This window comes from Pseudoxanthomonas broegbernensis (genome assembly GCF_014202435.1).
Classification (GTDB): domain Bacteria; phylum Pseudomonadota; class Gammaproteobacteria; order Xanthomonadales; family Xanthomonadaceae; genus Pseudoxanthomonas; species Pseudoxanthomonas broegbernensis.
Genome location: NZ_JACHGU010000002.1, coordinates 701870 through 718848, shown reverse-complemented (window position 1 = coordinate 718848; position 16979 = coordinate 701870). Strand labels below are relative to the sequence as shown.

General features: G+C 69.8%; 19 protein-coding genes and 1 pseudogene. 11 read left to right on the top strand and 9 right to left on the bottom strand.

Annotated features, from left to right (window positions below; all coding sequences use genetic code 11):
* Positions 1–142: 142 nt before the first annotated feature.
* Positions 143–1369 (bottom strand): efflux RND transporter periplasmic adaptor subunit, encoded by a 1227-nt coding sequence (locus tag HNR76_RS06885; protein ID WP_162312081.1) that lies wholly within the window; start codon positions 1367–1369, stop codon positions 143–145.
* Between the two features lie 266 nt (positions 1370–1635).
* Positions 1636–1863, bottom strand: coding sequence for a hypothetical protein (locus HNR76_RS06880; RefSeq protein ID WP_162312082.1), 228 nt, complete (start codon positions 1861–1863; stop codon positions 1636–1638).
* 158 nt (positions 1864–2021) lie between these two features.
* Between HNR76_RS06880 and HNR76_RS06875 the strand changes: the two genes are divergently transcribed.
* A complete protein-coding gene (locus HNR76_RS06875; RefSeq protein ID WP_162312083.1) occupies positions 2022–3080 on the top strand; it encodes a LysR family transcriptional regulator in 1059 nt (352 codons plus the stop codon).
* 82 nt (positions 3081–3162) lie between these two features.
* Here HNR76_RS06875 and HNR76_RS06870 read toward each other — a convergent pair whose 3' ends face one another.
* The 6 genes from HNR76_RS06870 to HNR76_RS06845 form a co-directional block, all read right to left on the bottom strand.
* The gene (locus tag HNR76_RS06870) at positions 3163–3837 is read right to left on the bottom strand and encodes a YiaD family glycine zipper/OmpA-like lipoprotein (protein WP_425501830.1); all 675 of its coding nucleotides are present in this window, start codon (positions 3835–3837) and stop codon (positions 3163–3165) included.
* 108 nt (positions 3838–3945) lie between these two features.
* Positions 3946–5346: a replicative DNA helicase gene (locus HNR76_RS06865; RefSeq protein ID WP_162312085.1), complete on the bottom strand. Its 1401-nt coding sequence runs from the start codon at positions 5344–5346 to the stop codon at positions 3946–3948.
* Positions 5347–5568: 222 nt separating this feature from the next.
* Positions 5569–6018, bottom strand: coding sequence for a 50S ribosomal protein L9 (gene rplI, locus HNR76_RS06860; RefSeq protein WP_162312086.1), 450 nt, complete (start codon positions 6016–6018; stop codon positions 5569–5571).
* Positions 6019–6179: 161 nt separating this feature from the next.
* Complete coding sequence (gene rpsR, locus HNR76_RS06855) at positions 6180–6410, bottom strand: 30S ribosomal protein S18 (protein WP_052633502.1); 231 nt, start codon at positions 6408–6410, stop codon at positions 6180–6182.
* An 11-nt stretch (positions 6411–6421) separates the two neighbouring features.
* Entirely contained in the window at positions 6422–6862 is a 441-nt protein-coding gene (gene rpsF / locus HNR76_RS06850; RefSeq protein ID WP_162312087.1) for a 30S ribosomal protein S6, read from the bottom strand.
* 314 nt (positions 6863–7176) lie between these two features.
* Complete coding sequence (locus tag HNR76_RS06845) at positions 7177–8976, bottom strand: DUF885 domain-containing protein (RefSeq protein ID WP_162312088.1); 1800 nt, start codon at positions 8974–8976, stop codon at positions 7177–7179.
* Between the two features lie 399 nt (positions 8977–9375).
* On the opposite strand from HNR76_RS06845, the gene HNR76_RS06840 reads away from it, so the two are divergent.
* The 3 genes and pseudogenes from HNR76_RS06840 to HNR76_RS06830 all read left to right on the top strand — a co-directional run.
* Entirely contained in the window at positions 9376–9666 is a 291-nt protein-coding gene (locus HNR76_RS06840) for a type II toxin-antitoxin system TacA family antitoxin (protein WP_162312089.1), read from the top strand.
* Between the two features lie 23 nt (positions 9667–9689).
* Positions 9690–10208 carry a GNAT family N-acetyltransferase gene (locus tag HNR76_RS06835; protein ID WP_211373196.1) on the top strand — a complete coding sequence of 173 codons (519 nt, stop codon included), beginning with the start codon at positions 9690–9692 and terminating at the stop codon, positions 10206–10208.
* Between the two features lie 158 nt (positions 10209–10366).
* Positions 10367–11046: pseudogene (locus HNR76_RS06830) on the top strand (DDE-type integrase/transposase/recombinase); the annotation flags it as partial.
* 64 nt (positions 11047–11110) lie between these two features.
* On the opposite strand, the gene HNR76_RS06825 reads toward HNR76_RS06830, so the two are convergent.
* On the bottom strand, positions 11111–11470 hold the full coding sequence (locus tag HNR76_RS06825) for a HesB/IscA family protein (RefSeq protein ID WP_162312092.1): 360 nt from the start codon (positions 11468–11470) through the stop codon (positions 11111–11113).
* A 198-nt stretch (positions 11471–11668) separates the two neighbouring features.
* Between HNR76_RS06825 and asnS the strand changes: the two genes are divergently transcribed.
* Genes asnS through kynU form a run of 7 tightly spaced genes read left to right on the top strand, consistent with a single transcriptional unit; the run spans position 11669 to position 16977 of the window.
* A complete protein-coding gene (gene asnS / locus HNR76_RS06820) occupies positions 11669–13069 on the top strand; it encodes an asparagine--tRNA ligase (protein WP_162312093.1) in 1401 nt (466 codons plus the stop codon).
* A 25-nt stretch (positions 13070–13094) separates the two neighbouring features.
* Positions 13095–13400 carry a hypothetical protein gene (locus HNR76_RS06815; RefSeq protein WP_162312094.1) on the top strand — a complete coding sequence of 102 codons (306 nt, stop codon included), beginning with the start codon at positions 13095–13097 and terminating at the stop codon, positions 13398–13400.
* The gene (locus tag HNR76_RS06810) at positions 13397–13708 is read left to right on the top strand and encodes a hypothetical protein (RefSeq protein ID WP_162312095.1); all 312 of its coding nucleotides are present in this window, start codon (positions 13397–13399) and stop codon (positions 13706–13708) included. The genes HNR76_RS06815 and HNR76_RS06810 overlap by 4 nt, the downstream gene beginning before the upstream one ends.
* Positions 13709–13710: 2 nt before the next feature.
* Positions 13711–14346: an FMN-binding negative transcriptional regulator gene (locus HNR76_RS06805; protein WP_183982164.1), complete on the top strand. Its 636-nt coding sequence runs from the start codon at positions 13711–13713 to the stop codon at positions 14344–14346.
* Between the two features lie 59 nt (positions 14347–14405).
* Entirely contained in the window at positions 14406–15074 is a 669-nt protein-coding gene (gene can / locus HNR76_RS06800) for a carbonate dehydratase (RefSeq protein ID WP_162310107.1), read from the top strand.
* A gap of 36 nt (positions 15075–15110) precedes the next feature.
* On the top strand, positions 15111–15677 hold the full coding sequence (locus HNR76_RS06795; RefSeq protein ID WP_162310106.1) for a 3-hydroxyanthranilate 3,4-dioxygenase: 567 nt from the start codon (positions 15111–15113) through the stop codon (positions 15675–15677).
* Positions 15678–15699: 22 nt separating this feature from the next.
* Positions 15700–16977: a kynureninase gene (gene kynU / locus HNR76_RS06790; protein WP_162310105.1), complete on the top strand. Its 1278-nt coding sequence runs from the start codon at positions 15700–15702 to the stop codon at positions 16975–16977.
* Positions 16978–16979: the final 2 nt, after the last annotated feature.

Here is a 16979-nt window from a genome sequence, read left to right as displayed (position 1 = left end):
GGGATTTCGGGAAAGGAAGGACCCGCCCTCCCCCGCGGGGGAAGCGGGAGAGGGAGCGGAGGAGGACGGGCATGAGCGGGGCCGGCGCGCGTCCTGCGCGGCGGCCGGGTCACCTCATCGGGCGGCGTTCATCGGGCGGCGTTCATCGGGCGGCGACCGCGGCGGCGGTCTCGCCGGCGGCGCCCATCGCCACCGCGCGCGCCTGCACCGGCATGCCGGGGAAGAACACCTTCTGCACGCCGCTGACGATCACCTTGTCGCCGGCGGCCAGGCCCTGCTCGACGATGCGCAGCGCCGGCCCTTGCGGCGATCCGGACAGGTCGGCCAGGCGCCCGATCTCGATGTCGCGGCGCTGGGCCTTGCCGTCGGCATCCACCACGTAGACGTACTTGCGGTCCTGGTCGGTGAGCACCGCCTTGTCGTCCACCAGCGCGGCCTGGAACTCGCCGCTGCCCGGCAGCCGCACCCGCGCGTACAGGCCCGGGGTGAAGCGGCGCTCGGCGTTGTCCAGCAGCGCGCGGACGCGGATGGTGCCGGTGCCGCTGTCGACCTGGTTGTCGAGGAAATCGACCGTGCCCGCGTGCGGGAAGCCCGCCTCGTCGGCCAGCGCGACCTGCACCGGCAGCCCGCCGTCGCGCTCGCTGGCGCGCTGGCCGCTGCGCGCCAGCCCGGCATAGCGCAGGAAGCTGGCCTCGTCCGCGTCGAAGTGCACGTGCACTTTGTCCAGCGAGACGATGGTGGTCAGCACGCTGGCCGCATCGCCGGCGCCGACCAGATTGCCGGCGGTGACCAGCGCGCGCCCGGCGCGGCCGTCGATCGGCGCGCGTACCCGGGTCCATTCCAGTTCCAGCCGGGCGGTGTCCACGGCGGCCTGCGCCGCGGCCAGGTCGGCATGGGCCTGGTCGGCCGCGGCACGGCGCTGTTCCCAGCTCTCCACCGAGATGACCTTCTGTTCGGACAGGCGGCCGGCGCGGTCGGCCTCGCTGCGCGCCAGCGTCGCCTGCGCACGCGCACGCGCCAGCGCGGCCTCGGCGCGGTCCAGCCCGGCGCGGTAGTTGCGCGCGTCGATGGTGAACAGGACGTCGCCCTTCTTCACCTCCTGGCCCTCGCGGTAGTTCACCTGCTCGATGTAGCCGGAGACGCGCGGGCGCAAGGCGACGCTCTGGACCGCCTCGACCCGGCCGCTGAACTCGTCCCACTGGCTGACCGCGCGCACCGGCACCTCGGCCACGCCGACCTGCGGCGGCGGCGGTGCGTTCTCGCTGGCCTGGCCGCTGCAGCCGGCCAGGGCCGCGGCGGCGAGCAGGCCGGCCGCGAGCGGAACCAGCAGGTGGCGCGACCGGGCGGGAAATCGGGATGGAATGTTCATGGCACGACCTCGTGGAGGAAATCGAAAGAAGCGATGGGCGCCCCGCGCGGCGGGCAGGCCCGTGGACCGGGGGCGAAAATCAAATCAAATCCGATACATCGGACCGGAACCGCCGCGCGGGGCCGCATGCGCCGGAAGGCGATCCGGCGCGACCGCCGGGCGGCTTCGCCGGCCCCGGGCCGCCGCTTACGGAGCGGCGCGGCAGGGACGCCGGCGACGGCCGGACGACGGCGCCCGGCACCGCGCCTGGCGGGCGAATATCCCGCTTACGGGATATTTTCTCCCGCATGCGGGACGATCCCGCCGGAAAAACGCCGGGCCAAGCTGCGCGATCCCGGCAGCCACGCCCCGCTCCGCTGCAGGCGACGCGATGCCGCGAACTGGCGAAAATGCCCGGTGGGCCGGCCCGCGCCGAGTTTCGGCAGGCGGAAAGCATCGTCGTCGCTGCCCGTCGCGGATTCGAACAGGCGCAGGATCGGTTGCGGAATCAACATGGGCGGTGGTCCATCACAGGAGCGAGGCGGCCACGTTACGCGCTTAAAAAGGACTTGATTAGTCCTGATTTAAGGGAATAATCATCCCGCAGCAGGGCCAATCCATTTCCGCCCTCCCCGCCCGCTTCCTTCCTACCGCTTCCCGACTGGTATCCCCCATGGCACACGACCTCAACGACACCCTCGTCTTCGTCAAGGTGGTCGAACAGGGCAGCTTCATCGCCGCGGCCCGCTCGCTGGGCCTGCCCAAGACCACCGTCAGCCGCAAGGTGCAGGAACTGGAGACGCGCCTGGGCGCGCAGTTGCTGCACCGGACCACCCGCCGCCTCGGCATGACCGAGGCCGGCGGCGTGTACTACGAGCATTGCCAGCGCATCGCCCAGGAGCTGGAGGAGGCCGAGAGCGCGGTCGGCCAGTTGCAGGGCGGCCCGCGCGGCTGGCTGCGCTTCAGCGTGCCCTACTCGATCGGCCTTTCCTGGATCTCGCCGTTGCTGGGCCAGTTCCATGCGCAATATCCGGACATCCGCCTGGACATGCACATGAGCAACGAGCCGGTGGACCTGATCGGCAGCGAGATCGACGTGGCCCTGCGTGCCGGCGCGCTGCCCGACTCCACCCTGGTCGCGCGCCGGCTCGCCAGCTTCCGCACCCAGGTGTTCGCCAGCCCGGGCTACATCGAGCGCCACGGCGAACCGCAGCACCCGGAGGAACTGCAGCACCATCGCATCGTCGCGGTGCGCAAGCACCACCACACCCACCCTTCGCGCATCGCCTGGCCGTTGAACGACGGCAGCCACACCGTGGACTACCCGATCAACCCGCTGATGGTGGCCAACGACCCGGCCGCGCTGATCGGCGCGGTACTGTGCGGCGAAGGGCTAACCCTGGCCACCGACGTGGGCGCCAAGCCCTACGTCGAATCGGGCGCGCTGCGGAGGGTGCTGGCCGGCTGGACCGGGCCGGAGGTGGACTTCAACGCGGTGTTCCCGCGCGGCCGGGTGGCCTCGCCCAAGGTGCGCGCGTTCGTCGATTTCCTGCTCGAGCGGCTCAGCTCCAACGCCGACTACATGATGGTGCACTGCCCGTCGATGTGCAGCGGCGCGGCCACCGCCGGCAAGGGCGCCGATGGCGCGCATGCGGCGGCATCGCCGGCCAGGACCGGCCAGAACGGCGCGATGCGCGAGGAACCGCGCATCCTGGAGCCGGAGGCGGCCTGAGCGGCGGCCCCCGGCCTCCCCAACGCAGGCGGGCCGCTTCCGCGGCCCGCTGCATGCGATGCGCCCGGCCTGCCGGGCAGGCTCAGGAGCGCACCGGCACCAGGGTGATCTCGACCCGGCGGTTGGCCGCGCGGCCGGCCTCGGTGTCGTTGCCGGCGATCGGGTAGCGCTTGCCGGCGCCGACCGTGATGAAGCGCTGGGGATTGATGTTCTGCGCCACCAGGAACTGGGTCACCGCGTTGGCGCGCTGCTCGGACAGGCGCTGGTTGACCTCGTCGCTGCCGATGCTGTCGGTGTGGCCGGCAACCTCGACCACGGTCTTGTCGTACTCCTTGAGCACGTCGGCCACGCCGCTGAGCACCGGGTAGAACTGCGGGTCCAGGTTGGCGCTGTTGAAGGCGAAGGTGACGTTGCCGGGCATGTTGAGGGTGATGTTGTCGCCGTTGCGGTTGACCCCGACGCCGGTGCCCTGCAGCTTGTCGCGCAGCGCCGCCTGCTGGCGGTCCTGGTAGTTGCCCACCGCGCCGCCCGCCAGGCCGCCGATGCCGGCACCGATCAGCGCGTGCTGGCGGCGCTCGACCGCGCTGTCGCCGGTCAGCAGGCCGGCGGCCACGCCGATGCCGGCGCCGATCAGCGCGCCCTTGCTGGTGCGGTTCATCTGGCCCTGGCCGGTGTAGGGGTCGGTGGTCTGGCAGCCGGCGGCCAGCATCGCGGCCAGCGCGGCGGCGGCCAGCAGTATCGTTGTCTGCTTGCGGATCTTCATGACAGGCTCCTTTGCATGGACGGGCCGCGGCGCGATGGCGTCTTTCGCGGACGCCGGGATGCTAGCCGGAGGTACGTGAACGCAGGATGTTTCCCCCGCGCCCTACTCGAATACGCCGATCGCGTCGTTGGCCAGGTTGTCGAAGCGGGTGTACTCGCCGAAGAACTTCAGCTTCACCGCCCCGGTGGGGCCGTTGCGCTGCTTGCCGATGATCACCTCGGCCAGGCCCTTGTCCGGCGAGTTCTCGCGGTTGTAGTAGTCGTCGCGGTAGATGAAGACGATCACGTCCGCGTCCTGCTCGATGGCGCCGGACTCGCGCAGGTCAGCCATCACCGGGCGCTTGTCGGTGCGCGTCTCCAGCGAGCGGTTGAGCTGGGACAGGGCGATCACCGGCACGTTCAGCTCCTTGGCCAGGGCCTTGAGCGAACGGCTGATCTCGGAGATCTCGGTGGCGCGGTTCTCGCTGTTGCCCGGCACCTGCATCAACTGCAGGTAGTCGATCACGATCAGGCCCAGGCCGTGCTCGCGCTTGAGCCGGCGGGCCTTGGAGCGCAGCACGTCCGGCGACAGCGCCGGGGTGTCGTCGATGAAGATCTTGGCGTCGCGCAGCATCTTGATCGCGCTGGTCACCCGGCTCCAGTCCTCGTCCTCCAACTGGCCGGTGCGCAGGCGGGTGGCGTTGACCCGGCCCAGCGAGGAGATCAGGCGCAGGGCCAGTTGCGAGGCCGACATCTCCATCGAGAACACCGCCACCGGCTTCTTCGACTTCATGGCCGCGTACTCGGCCATGTTCAGCGCCAGGGTGGTCTTGCCCATCGCCGGACGCGCGGCCAGGATGATCAGGTCGGTCGGCTGCAGGCCGGCGGTCATCTCGTCGAAATCGGTATAGCCGGTAGGCAGGCCGGTGACGCCGCCGCCGCTGTTGTAGCGGCTCTGCAGCACCTCGAAGGCCTCGGTCAGGGCGCGGTTGACCGGGACGAAGTCCTGGCGCCCGCGCGAACCGGCCTCGGCGATGGCGAACACCTCCTGCTCGGCCTTGGCCAGCAGCGCGGCGCTGTCGCGCCCCTCGGTCTGGAAGCCGTCGTTGACGATGCCGGTGCCGACCTCGATGAGCTGCCGCAGCACCGCCTTGTCGCGCACGATCTCGGCGTAGGCGCGGATGTTGGCCGCCGAGGGCGTGGTGGTGGCCAGCTCGACCAGGTAGGCGCCGCCGCCGATCTGCTCGGAGAAGCCCTGCGAGTCGAACCATTCGCCCAGAGTCACCGCGTCGAACGGGCGGCTCTTCTCGGCCAGCTCGCGGATGGCGCGATAGATGAGCTGGTGGTCGCGGCGGTAGAAGTCGCCCTGCACCAGCACGTCGCCGACGGTGTCGTAGGCCTCCGGGGCCAGCATCAGCCCGCCCAGCACCGCCTGCTCGGCCTCCACCGAATGCGGCGGCACCCGGAGCTGTTCGATGCGGGCATCGCTGCTGCGTTCGTTGCGGAAGCCGGGAACGGCGGACATGGTACGGAGGCTCCTGGGGAGACGGGCGCGGGCGATGGACCGGCGGGCCCGCCCATCGTAGTCGGCGCGGACGGACGGGCGTTGCAGACAGGTCTATGCACGACCTGTGCATGGCCTGTGCATAACCGGTGCGCATCCCACCGGCTGAGACGACGCGCCGCCCGCCGGAAAAAGCGAAGGGCGCCTCCCGGCGCCCCTCGCTGCCCAGCACGGCGCGGCCGGTCAGGCTTCCGGCTCGACCACCACCTTGACCGTGGTCTGCACGTCGGCGTGCAGGTGCAGCAGCACCTCGAACTCGCCTACGTGGCGGATCGGGCCTTCGCCCATGACCACCTCGCTCTTCTCCACCGGCAGGCCGGCGGCGGTGAAGGCGTCGGCGATGTCGCGCGGGCCGACCGAACCGTACAGCTTGCCTTCGGTGGAAGCGTTCGCCTTGACCGTGACGCTGGCGCCCTCGAACTTGCCCAGACGGCCGCCGGCCTCGTCGAGCTGGGCCTGGGCCTTGGCCTCGTACTCGGCGCGCTTGGCCTCGAACTCGGCCAGGTTGGCGGCGGTGGCCGGCACGGCCTTGCCCTGCGGGACCAGGAAGTTGCGGCCGTAGCCGGGCTTCACGCTGACCTTGTCGCCCAGGTTGCCCAGGTTGGTGACCTTCTGCAGAAGGATCAGTTCCATCGTGTTGCTCCTCTATCCGTTAGCGGCGCCATGCCAGGCGCCGCAACGATTGCTGTCCGGATCGGACGTTCTTGTTTCGACTGCCGGTCGCAGGACCGAGGGGCCTCCGTCGAACACCCGCGCCCGGACGTCCGGGCGGTTCGCGGGAGGACCCGCCTCGATCACACGTCGTGGTTGTCGGTGTAGGGGATCAGGGCCAGGAAGCGGGCGCGCTTGATCGCGGTCGACAACTGGCGCTGGTAGCGCGACTTGGTGCCGGTGACGCGGCTCGGCACGATCTTGCCGTTCTCGGTCAGGTACTGGCGCAGGGTGTTGAGATCCTTGTAGTCGATCTCCTTGACGCCCTCGGCGGTGAACTTGCAGAACTTGCGGCGGCGGAAGAACTTGGACATGGGTGCGCTCCTTAGGCGGCTTCGGCGGCTTCGGCGTTGTCGCCGTCGTTGTCGGCGGCAGGAGCGGCATTGCCCTCGCCTTCCTCGTCGCGGCGGCGGCGCTCGCCACGCTCGGGCTTGTCGGCCTTCTCGTCCTTGCTCTTCATGATCAGCGACTGCTCGGTATCCGGGCCGTCGCGGCGGATGACCAGGTGGCGCAGGATCGCGTCGTTGAAGCGGAAGGTCTCGACCAGCTCGTCGATGGCGGCCTGGCCGACCTCGGCGTTGAACAGCACGTAGTGGGCCTTGACCAGGTTCTGGATCGGGTAGGCCAACTGGCGGCGGCCCCAGTCTTCCAGGCGGTGGATGGTGCCGCTGGCGTTCTCGATGAGCAACTTGTAGCGCTCGATCATGGCCGGCACCTGCTCGCTCTGGTCCGGGTGGACCAGGAACACGACTTCGTAATGGCGCATTGTCTTTCCTCGTGGATGCGGGCCCTTGCGGGCCAGGCAGCCCCCCGTCGACCGGAACGGAAGCGGTGGGGCAAGGTCTTCCGACGCCGGAAAGGCGCAGGAAGCCGGAAATTATGCAGGGCGCGGGGCCGGGGCGCAAATCCGCCGGACGGGAGCCGGGCGGAGGCAGGTCGACCGGTGCCTGGGCGGCGGCCTGCGAGGGCCCGGTCTGGCGCGGGCGGCGGCTTGCGGGGCGAAGCCGCCTGGGACCGCGAGGCGCTGGGCGCGGCCGCATGGCGGTCGCCGACTTCAGCCGGCGACAGAGCCCGGAACCCTCATCCGGCCGCCTTCTCCTTCCGTTCCGCGATCCAGGCGCGGACGTGGGTCTCCAGCGTCTCCAGCGGCACCGAGCCGGTTTCCAGCACCGCGTCGTGGAAATCGCGCAGGTCGAAGGCCGGCCCCAGCTCGCGGGCCGCCTCCTCGCGCAGCGCCGAGATCCGCAACTGGCCGATCTTGTAGGCCAGCGCCTGCCCGGGCCAGGCGATGTAGCGGTCGATCTCGTTGACCACGTCCTGCTCGGTCTTGGGCGAGTTGTCCATGAAGTAGTCGATCGCCTGCTGCCGGCTCCAGCCCTTGGCGTGCATGCCGGTATCCACCACCAGCCGCACCGCCCGCCACATGTCGTAGGCCAGTTGGCCCATGCGGTCGTAGGGGTCCTCGTACAGGCCCATGTCGTAGCCCAGGCGCTCGGCGTACAGGCCCCAGCCTTCGCCGTAGGCCACGAAGTAGGCGGTGCGGCGGAACAGCGGCAGGTCCGGCAGCTCTGCGCCGCGGGCGAACTGGAAGTGGTGCCCGGGCACGGCCTCGTGCAGGGTCAGGGCCAGCATCTCCCACTTCGGCCGCACCTGCGGCTTGTACAGGTTGACGTAGTAGTAGCCGGCGCGGCTGCCGTCCACCGCGCCGGGCTGGTAGTAGGCGGTGGTGGTGTCCGGGGCGATGTTGTCCGGGATCGGGCGCACCCCGTAGGGCAGGCGCGGCAGGGTGCGGAACACCTTCACCAGCTCCGGGTCGACCCGCTTGGACAGGGCCTGGTAGGCCTCCAGCAGGTCGGCCGGGTCGGCGTAGAAGAACTTCGGATCGGTACGCAGGTGCTGGAAGAACGCGTGCAGGTCGCCCTCGAAGCCGACCTCCGCGCGGATCTTCTCCATCTGCGCACGGATGCGCGCGACCTCCTCCAGGCCGATCCGGTGGATCTGCTCGGCGCTCAGGTCGGTGGTGGTGTACCAGCCGGCGAGGAAGTCGTAATGCGCATCGCCGTCGGGCAGGTCGGTGGCGGCGATGCTGTCGCGGGTCCTGGGCAGGTAGTCCCGCTCGAAGAAGCGGCCGAAGTCGCGGTAGGCCGGCACCACCCGCGCGGCGATGGCCTCGCGCCCCTGCCGGCGCAGCGCTTCCCGCTCGGCGGCGGGGATGGCATCGGGCATCTTCAGGAACGGCCTGTAGAACGGGCTGGCCTGCGGGTCGTCCACCACCTGCGCCCGGATCTGCGCCGGCACCCGCTGCATCAGCACCTTCGGCGGCACGCGGCCGGCCTCCATGCCCGCGCGCATCAGGGCGGCGGTCTGCTCCAGCAGCACCGGCAGCGCCTGCAGCCGCGCGATCCAGTGGCGGTAGTCCCGGGCGCTGGCGAACGGCAGGATCTCGGCAATGCCGTCGGCGGTCTGTACCCCGCCCTGGTGGCCGACCGGCTGCAGGTACTCGCGGAAGCGCTGGCGCGCGACCGTGCGTTCCTGCAGCCAGGCGAAGGTGTCGTAGTCGAGCCGGTCGGCCGACGACAGCGCGGCGCGATCGATCCGCCCGAGCGCGGCCAGCGCCTGGCGGTCGGCAGCCTCGCGCCGGGCGATGGCCTCCAGGCTCATGTCGGTCCAGCGGTCGTCGAAGCGATGATCGCCCTGGTAGGCCGCGTTCTCCGGCGATTCGCGCAGGCCGCGTTCCCATTCGGCCTCGAACAGGCGGTGCAATGCGGCGGCCGCTTCGTCGCGGACGGCCCCGGAAGCGGGCGGCCCGGCGGCGGCCAGGGCCGAGGGTGCCAGGCAACAGCAGGCGGCCAGGACGGCGATCAGCACGGCACGGCGCATGGGAGGACTCCGAAAGGGCCTGAAGCGCAAGCCTAGCGCGGTTCGCCATAAGGCAAGCGTGCCGGAAGTCCCCGTTCGTTCCCGGGGGCGGACGAGCGCGGCCGGCGCCGCTCCTGCGGGATGCCCGTTGCACGGATGGCGGCTCAGGTCGGGCCGGTGGTGAAGCTCTCGCCACTTCAACACCGATTCATTTATAACCATAGAATCAACAAGTTAGCCCAGGCCCATCTAGTAGATACCCCGAGCGGTACCCCCTTACGTCATTGACGCATCTCTGGTTGGGGGTACATGACGAATTCAGAACCCCTTGACTCACCACCGCCAAGATACACACCTGTAATGACGGCGTCATTACAGGTGTGCTAGGCTCTATTTACCCATCACACAGGGAGCAGGATCATGTCGGCCGCCCAGACCATCCCAACCAAACGCGACACCTTGAACCTGCGGATCAAGCCTGAAGATCGCGGCTTGATCGATCGTGCCGCCAAAGCGCTAGGCAAGAATCGTACTGATTTCGTGCTGGCGGCTGCACGGGCCGCGGCCGAGGATGCCCTGCTCGATCAGACGAACTTTCTGGTCAACCCCAAAGCTTATGCAAGTTTCTTGGCCCGTTTGGACATGCCACCCGAGCCGAATGCCAAGCTGCACAAGACGATGCAAACACCGCCCCCCTGGGAACGGAAGTGAGCCTTGCGGCCCCTGAGCCGCTGATGCCAAGCCACGAGTTGGACGCATTTGACTCTGGCGTTGAGAGCTTGGATCGATGGCTGCATCGGCATGCGTTGAAGAATCAGGTCAGCGGCGCATCGCGGACATTCGTTGCTTGCGATGCGCGCCGCGTCCTGGCGTATTACGCGCTGGCATCGAGCGCCGTTGCCGTGGATGCAGCAACGGGACGTTTCCGGCGCAACATGCCGGACCCGATTCCAGTTGTCGTATTGGGCCGCCTTGCGGTGGACAAGTCTCTGCAGGGGCAAAGCATTGGCCGAGCCTTGGTGCGTGATGCCGGCTTGCGCGTGCTGCAAGCCGCGGAAACCATCGGCATACGCGGAATGCTTGTGCACGCGCTATCCGAAGACGCTGCAGCGTTCTATCGGCAAGTGGGTTTCGAGCCGTCGCCACTCGATTCGATGGTGTTGCTCGCAACGTTGGGCGACTTAAAGGCTAGCTGTGTAAATACACGAGCCTACGGCAGCCATCGGCCAGAAGCGGACACGGGCCACGCCTGAACTAAGCCACGCCGCGAAGCGGCGTCGGCCCGAGTGAATTGTTAACGCTCATGGGGTGCCGCGACCACAGCCGACGCCATGTGATCTCCTCCCTGTAATTTGGACCATCCAGAAATAGAGGATTCGGCGACACTCAGGCCCCGAGGAGGCCCGTCGCCATGAAGAAGTCGAAGTTCACCGAAGAGCAGATCGCGTTCGCCCTGAAGCAGGCCCAGGTCGCCGATTTGAGCCTGGACAAGGTCATGTTGCAGGATGCCTCGTCAAAAAAGCTCTGAGGCCCACGCAGCGCAAGACGCTCGTGCGCCATCTGCTCGACCGGTACCGCATCGGCGTGCGCCGTGCCTGCGAGGTCGTCAGGCAGAGCCGTTCGGCGTGGTACTACCAACCCCGGGAGAATGATGATGCGCCCCTGCTTCGACGGATCGAGGAGATCGCCGCCACACGGGTCCGCTACGGCTTCCGCCGGATCTTCGTGCTGCTGCGCCGGGAAGGCTGGAGGGCCAACCACAAGCACGTGTACCGGCTGTACTGCCAGGCCGGACTCAACCTGCGGCGCAAGCGGCCTCGTCGGCGCAAGGCCGCGGCCCATCGCCTGGAGCGCGCCGTGCTGACGGCGCCCAACCAGGCCCGGAGCATGGACTTCGTGGCCGACGCCCTGTTCGACGGTCGCCGCTTCCGGGCCCTGACGGTCGTGGACAACTTCACCAAGGAGAGCCTGGCCATCGAGGTCGACCAGCAGCTCAAGGGTGAGGACGTCGTGGCGGTCATGGAACGGCTAAGGCACCCGCGTGGCCTGTCACAACGCCTCCAGACCGACAACGGCAGCGAGTTCATCTCGCCCGTCGACTTTGAGCAGGAAAAGATGATCTCAAAAGACTGATTGCGAAGGGACAATCAAAGAGTTACACAACACCCGACTCTGCCGGGCGATGTGTTTCGTTCGTCGTAAAACTCTCGCCGCAGCCGCATTCGGCGCTGGCGTTGGGATTCCTGAACACGAAGGTCTCGCTCAGCCCCTGGCGAGCGAAGTCGATCTCGGTGCCGTCCACCAGCGGCAGGCTGCCCGCGTCGACGTAGATGCGCACGCCGTCCTGCTCGAACACCGCATCGTCGTCGCGGCGGTCGCGCGCCAGGTCGGCCACGTGGCCCCAGCCGGAGCAGCCGGTGCGGGTCACGCCGAAGCGCAGGCCCAGCGCGGCCGGGTCGCGCTGCAGGAAACGCTGCACACGGTCCAGGGCGACGGGAGTGAGGGTGACGGCCATGGGAAAACCTCCGCGGTTGCAAGGCGATTATAGGCGTGCCGGGACGCCGCGCCGGCGTCGCCGCGGCGGGTGTTCAGGCAGGCGCGTGGCGACGGCCGGCGGCCATGCGCCTCGCGCCCACGCGGCCGCAGCCGCTACACTTCCGCCCATTCTCCCTATGGGCCTTAACATGGGCCTCACGCCAGAAGGATTCAAGCCATGACGTTGGTCAGCGTCGAACATGCGCTCGCGGGCAGGATCCCCGCCGGCGGCGAGGTCACGGTGCGCGGCTGGGTACGGACCCGGCGCGACTCCAAGGCCGGGCTGAGCTTCGTCAACGTGAGCGACGGCTCGTGCTTCGCCCCGATCCAGGTGGTGGCCCCCGCGTCGCTGGGCAACTACGAGTCGGAGGTCAAGCACCTCACCGCCGGGTGCTCGGTCGTCGCCACCGGCACCCTGGTGCCGTCGCAGGGCCAGGGCCAGGCGTTCGAGATCCAGGCCTCGAAGGTCGAGGTCGTGGGCTGGGTCGAGGACCCGCTCACCTACCCCATGCAGCCCAAGCAGCACTCGCTGGAATACCTGCGCGAGTTCGCCCACCTGCGCCCGCGCACCAACCTGTTCGGCGCGGTCGCCCGCATCCGCCACTGCCTGGCCCAGGCGGTGCACCGCTTCTTCCACGAGCGCGGTTTCTACTGGATCAGCACGCCCATCATCACCACCTCCGACGCCGAGGGCGCCGGGCAGATGTTCCGGGTCTCCACCCTGGACCTGGCCAACCTGCCGCGCGGCAAGGACGGCGAGGTGGACTTCGCGCGCGACTTCTTCGGCAAGGAGACCTTCCTCACCGTCTCCGGCCAGCTCAACGTGGAGGCCTACTGCCTGGCACTGAGCAAGGTCTACACCTTCGGCCCCACCTTCCGCGCCGAAAACTCCAACACCACCCGGCACCTGGCCGAGTTCTGGATGATCGAGCCGGAGATCGCCTTCGCCGACCTGGCCGCCGACGCCGACCTGGCCGAGGACTTCCTCAAGTACCTGTTCCGCGCGGTGCTGGCCGAGCGCGCCGACGACATGGCCTTCATCGCCGAGCGAGTGCAGAAGGACGCGGTCAGCAAGCTGGAGGCGTTCGTCAACGCGCCGTTCGAGCGGATCGACTACACCGACGCCATCGCCCTGCTGCAGAAGTCCGGCCGGAAATTCGACTTCCCGGTCGAATGGGGCCTGGACCTGCAGACCGAGCACGAGCGCTGGCTGACCGAGGAGCACGTCGGCCGCCCGGTGGTGGTGATGAACTACCCCGAGCACATCAAGGCCTTCTACATGCGCCTGAACGACGATGGCAGGACCGTGGCGGCGATGGACGTGCTGGCCCCGGGCATCGGCGAGATCATCGGCGGCAGCCAGCGCGAGGAGCGCCTGGACGTGCTGGACGCACGCATGGCCCAGTTCGGGCTGGACCCGGAACTGTACGACTGGTACCGCGACTTCCGCCGCTACGGCAGCGTGCCGCACGCCGGCTTCGGCCTGGGCTTCGAGCGCCTGGTGGTGTACGTGTGCGGCCTGAGCAACATCCGCGATGCCATCGCCTACCCGCGCGCGCCGGGCAATGCCGAGTTCTGAGCGTGTCGAGTAGGGAGGACCCGGCATGATCCTGTTCTTCGCCCTGTGCTTCTTCGGCGTGGCCATCGCCGGGTTCAGCGCGTTCGCCATCTTCTGGCCGCTGACCCTGATCCACGTGCGCGACCGCCATGCCGGCACCGCCGCCGACTTCGGCCCCGGCGCCTTCCTCGCCCCGGCCGCGCTGCGCTGGCTGCTGGGCGGCGGCTATCGCGCCACCGGCGACGTGGCGCTCACCGGGCTGGCCACGCCGGCGCGGGTGGCGCTGGTCACCATGGCCCTGGGCCTGGCCGTGTCCGGTTCGCTCTGGCTGGCCTCGGAGGTGCTGCGATGACGTCTGCCCGCCTCGACCGCTCATGGTGGCTGGCCACGCTCGGCCGCACCCTGCACTGGGCCCGCCTGGAAGAACGCGAGGCCGGCACCGCCGAGGTGCTGGACCACGACGGCAGCTACCACGCCTACGACAGCCTGGACACCGCACGCTCGATGCTGATGGACGCCGGCTACGTCCAGTTCGACGGGCTGGACGAGGACGACGCGCTGGAGCGCGGCTTCTCGCTGGACGAGGTCGCTCCGCCCCGCGCCGGCAGCGACGCCGAACTGGTTGGCCTGATGTCCGTGAGCCTGGGCAAGCAGGCCTGACGGTGTACCTGCCGCGCGCCTTCGCCGAGGACGACCCCCGCGGGTTGGACTGGCTGCTCGCGCGCGACCCGTTCGTCACCCTGGTCACGTGCGACGGCGACGGCCTGCCCTTCGCCAGCCACCTGCCGGTGCTGTACGCGCGCCAGGACGGATGCGTGCGCCTGGAAGGCCACTGGGCCAGGCCCAATCCGCAGGCCGCGCATGCTGGCCGCGCCCTGGCGATCGTGCACGGCCCGCACCACTACGTCTCCCCCGGGTGGTACCCGGACAAGAGCAATGCGGCCCGCGTGCCGACCTGGAACTACGCCGTCGCCCACCTGTACGGCGTACTGGAGCCGCTGGACGACGAGGACGCGCTGGCCTCGGTCGTCTCCCGCCTGGCGGAACGCTTCGAACCCGATGCGGGGGGCCGGTGGCGCTACGCGCACGACGACCCGCGCGAGCGCGGCCAGTTGCGCGGCATCGTCGGCTTCCGCTTCCGGGCCGAACGGACCGAGCTGAAGTTCAAGCTCAACCAGAACCACCCGCCCGCCAACATCGCCGGAGCCATCGCCGGCCTGCGCCGGCTTCCCGGCGAGAACGCCGCCGGCATCGCCGACCTGATGGCCGCGCGCCTGGCCGGGCGCCGCGACGGCTGAGCCCCCCCGATCCCGCCCGCCGCCCCGCGGCGCCCTTCCCCACCTGCGACAATACCCACATGCCCCATACCCTGAACGAGCTGATCCGACGCAACCAGGCCTGGTCCGAGCGCCTCCGCGCCGAGGACCCGGATTTCTTCTCCCAGCTTTCGCAGCAGCAGGCGCCCGAGTACCTGTGGATCGGCTGCTCGGACTCGCGCGTGCCGGCCAACCAGATCATCGACATGGCGCCGGGCGAGGTATTCGTCCACCGCAACGTGGCCAACGTGGTGGTGCACACCGACCTCAACTGCCTGTCGGTGGTGCAGTACGCGGTGGACGTGCTGCAGGTCAAGCACATCCTGGTGGTCGGCCACTACGGCTGCGGCGGCGTCCAGGCCGCGCTGACCAACCAGCGCCTGGGCCTGGTGGACAACTGGATACGCCACGTCGGCGACGTGGCCGAGCGCCACGCCGGCTGCCTGCACGCCGCCGGCGACATCCACGCCCAGCACTCGCGCCTATGCGAATTGAACGTGCTGGAGCAGGTGATCAACCTCAGCCGTACCACCATCATCCGCGACGCCTGGGCGCGCGGCCAGAAGCTGGCCGTGCACGGCTGGGTCTACGGCCTGAGCGACGGCCGGGTCCACGACCTGGGCATCGACGTGGATTCGCTCGACACCCTGCCCGAGCGGTACCGGGCCGCGCTGGCGCGGATCTGCCAGGACGACGGCGGGGAGCGCTGAGCCGCACGCCTTCCGGGAACCACGAGGAAATCGCCCATGAGCCTGCCCGCCCCGCTCGACCTGCACGCCTGGATCGAGGAACACCGCCACCTGCTCGAACCGCCGGTGGGCAACAAGTGCATCTACGACGGCGACTTCATCGTGATGGTGGTCGGCGGGCCGAACTCGCGCACCGACTTCCACTGGGACGAAGGCCCGGAGTGGTTCTACCAGCTCGAGGGCGAGATGGTGCTGCGCGTACAGGAGCACCGCGACGGCGGCCCGGGCGCGGTGCGCGACATCCCCATCCCCGCCGGCCAGGTCTTCCTGCTGCCGCCGCGCGTGCCGCACTCGCCGCAGCGCATGCCCGGCAGCGTCGGCCTGGTGGTCGAGCGCCGGCGCCTGGCGCACGAGGACGACGGCCTGCTGTGGTACTGCGAGCGCTGCAACCACAAGCTGTACGAGGAATACTTCCACCTGCACGACATCGAGCGCGACCTGCCGCCGGTGTTCGAGCGCTTCTACCGCTCCGTCGAGCACCGCACCTGCGGCCACTGCGGCCACCTCAACCCGCGCCCGGAACGCTACGAGCCCCGCCCGGACTCGCTGGCCGACGTCACCTGAGCGCACGAGGCACCGCCGCGCCATGAGCAACGCTCGCACCCACGCCCTGGCCCTGGACGCCGCCGACCCGCTGCGCCCGTTCCGCGGCGAGTTCATGATCCCCAGGCACCGCGATGGCGAGCGGACGTACTTCGTCGGCAACTCCCTGGGCCTGCAGCCGCGCGGCGCGCGCGCGCAGGTGCTGGAGGTGCTGGACAAGTGGGGCGCCGAGGGGGTCGAGGGGCACTTCGGCGGCGATACCCGCTGGATGGACTACCACGCCCTGGTGCGCGAGCCGCTGGCGCGGCTGGTCGGCGCGCGGCCGGCCGAGGTGGTGGCGATGAACACGCTGACGGTGAACCTGCACCTGATGCTGGCCAGCTTCTACCGGCCCACGCGCGAGCGCCCGGCGGTGCTGATGGAAGCCGGCGCCTTCCCCTCCGACCGCCACGCGGTGGAGTCGCAGATCCGCCTGCACGGCCTGGACCCGGCCACCGCGCTGGTCGAGGTCGAGGCCGACGAACCCGGCGGCACCGTGTCGATGGCCGCGATCGAGCGCGCCATCGCCGAGTACGGCCCGCGGCTGGCGCTGGTGCTGTGGCCGGGCGTGCAGTACCGCACCGGCCAGGCCTTCGACCTGGCGGACATCAGCCGGCTGGCGCATGCCCAGGGCGCGGCGGCCGGCTTCGACCTGGCCCACGCGGTGGGCAACCTGCCGCTGGCGCTGCACGACGCCGGCGCCGACTTCGCGGTGTGGTGCCACTACAAGTACGTCAACGCCGGCCCCGGCGCGGTGGCCGGCTGCTTCGTCCACGAACGCCACGGCGATGCCGGCCTGCCGCGGCTGGCCGGCTGGTGGGGGCACGAGGCGGCCACCCGCTTCCGCATGGCGCCGCAGTTCGTGCCGGCGGCCGGCGCCGAGGGCTGGCAGCTTTCCAACCCGCCGGTGCTGGCGCTGGCGCCGCTGCGCGCCAGCCTGGACCAGTTCGAGCGCGCCGGCGGCATGGCCGCGCTGCGCGCCAAGTCGGAAAGGCTCACCGGCTTCCTCGACACTCTGGTACGCCAGCGCCTGGGCGACACGCTCGAAATCCTCACCCCGGCCGAGCCCGCGCGCCGCGGCTGCCAGCTCTCGCTGCGCGTGACCGGCGGCGGGTCCGCGGCCGGCCGCGGGCGCGAACTGTTCGACTACCTGCGCGACGCCGGCATCCTCGGCGACTGGCGCGAGCCGGACGTGATCCGCATCGCGCCGGTGCCGCTGTACAACCGCTACAGCGACGTGCTGCGCTTCGTCGAGGAAGTGGAGCACTGGCGTGGGGTGTAGTC